General features: G+C 61.9%; 2 protein-coding genes. One reads left to right on the top strand and one right to left on the bottom strand.

Annotated features, from left to right (window positions below; translation table 11 throughout):
* The first annotated feature begins 393 nt into the window (after window positions 1-393).
* Window positions 394-741, top strand: a complete 348-nt coding sequence (locus EOA38_RS35140; protein ID WP_245480999.1) for a hypothetical protein — start codon at window positions 394-396, stop codon at window positions 739-741.
* Window positions 742-777: 36 nt separating this feature from the next.
* Here EOA38_RS35140 and EOA38_RS35135 read toward each other — a convergent pair whose 3' ends face one another.
* Window positions 778-1,596: a DUF2865 domain-containing protein gene (locus EOA38_RS35135; protein ID WP_245480998.1), complete on the bottom strand. Its 819-nt coding sequence runs from the start codon at window positions 1,594-1,596 to the stop codon at window positions 778-780.
* Window positions 1,597-1,956 lie beyond the last annotated feature (360 nt).

Genomic DNA, 1,956 nt, shown 5'->3' with positions numbered 1-1,956 from the left:
ATGCTGATCCTGGGCGCCGGCGACCGCCGCCTCGCCGCGCCCAACCGCGCCTTCGAAATCGCGCGGGCCGCGCGCACCGACCGTCCCGTCCGTATCAGCCATTCCTACCCCCAGGCCGAACCTCGCCAGTTCGTCGGCGGAATGTGCCCGACAAGCATTAACGATCCGCTAACCTTAACGATTCGCAACCGAACGCATCCGACGCCGTTAACGCATGTCGCCCAAAAGCGTGCAGCGGTTTGGGGGAAACGACATGCGTAAAGCAGAACCAAAGCGCGTTGCCCGAATCCGTTTCGGGGCTCTAGTCAGACGCTGGTCCGATGCTCGCTGCGGTAATCCGTCCGTTGGCGATCCAGCCGCTGCCGGGTTATAAATTAGCCGGGGGTGCTGCTGATGTTCGGTCGAATTCTATCTCTCGTTCTCTGCCCGGTGCTGCTTGCGGCCACCGGCTGCGCGCGCAGCGACGACGGTACGGTGATCATTCCGCGACAGCTCGACGTCAGGCGTGTCTGGGACAAGCCTCCGCAGCAGGCGCAAGTGAGCCCGCCGCCGGTGGCAGCCGGCGTCTTTCCGGCGCCTCCCGAGCCGGCAAGATCGGCGCCGCGCAGATACCGGAAGCCACCGCCGGCAAGGCGGCCAGTGGATACGCAGTTGCCGGATGCGTCTTCCGGCCCGGAGAAGGCGCTGGCCTGCCACAATGTCAGCGAGCCCGGCAAACGCTTTCGCGTCGTATGCGACTAGTTCCCCAGCACTGGCGGTCGAAGCCGCCGGCCGGGATCAATCCGCCGGGAAAAAGGCAGGGCCGATCATCCGCACCGGCCGCGATCCGGCCGGCATGGTCGGCGCCTGGTCTTCCGCCGCCCCGGTTTCGGCTGCGGTCGCACGGACCTTTGCATCCGCTGCCGCGGGTAGCGGAATATCCGAAACCGTCCCGAGATCGGGCTTTGCCGTCGGCAACGGAATGATGGCGTTCTGCATGTTGCCCGGCGTCACGGTGCGCGCCCTGAGCTCGGCCACGCGCTGATGGTAGCGCTTGAGGTCGCAAGCCTTGAAGCTGGCGTCGTCGCGATACCGGAAAGCGGTTGGAAGCTCGGTATATGGCTTGCGCGTGTCGACCGCGACCATCTGGTCGGTCTCGAGGTTCGGATCGCCCAGCGTATAGAGATCGACGCTGGGATCGTCGCAGATATAGCGACACTGATCGACCGTGTCCTTGAGATCGGCGCCTTGCGTGAATTGCGAGTTCGGCGCCGGGAAGAAGTAGCCGTCCGAAAGGCGCACGCAAAACAGCATCGCATTGCTGCCGAACGTCGTGCCGGAAGATTGCGGCTTGGCCGCGAGCTGCCGTTTGAGCGCCGACTGGCAGCCGAGCGCGGCATATCTCGCCTGCGGATCGTCGCGGCCCGAATTGCCGATGCCGGCGATCCGTCGCTGCACCTCGGCCCTGCTCCTGGCAAGGTCGGCGCAGGCGTTGAAAAAGCCGCCCATCGCGCTGCTGGCGGTGCAGCGGCGCTGCCTTTCGATGCCCTGGATCGCGGCAAGCTGACGCCGCAGTTGGGCAAGCTCGGGATTGGCCGTGCCGCGTCCGGTAAGCATCTGGCTTCTGAGTACGCCGCAAGGATCAGCGTGAGAAACCGCTGCAAATGCCACCAACGCAGTAACAGCCAGGAGGGAGGTCGTGAGGAATCGCAGACGTGCCATTGATTGCCACCTCAAACCCATCTCAAGCTCTAACCTAATACAAGCTTTGACTAAATGAGATTATCGCGATGTTAGAATTGTAAAACACCTCAGTTGACCTTACTGTATAGATGTTTATGCTCGGTGCTGTAAAATGAATATTACACTTTCATTTCAAGATTGAGGCAGTAGCCGAAAGACTTTTCCGCAGCGGGAGCAATTCCAGGAGTGCGCAGCGGTTTCCGTTCGGAATTGCTTAAAAACAAATATTTAAAG

Source organism: Mesorhizobium sp. M1E.F.Ca.ET.041.01.1.1 (assembly GCF_003997355.1).
GTDB lineage: Bacteria > Pseudomonadota > Alphaproteobacteria > Rhizobiales > Rhizobiaceae > Mesorhizobium.
The sequence above is the reverse complement of the archived record's forward strand: the minus strand, read 5'-3'. Positions and strand labels throughout refer to the sequence as shown.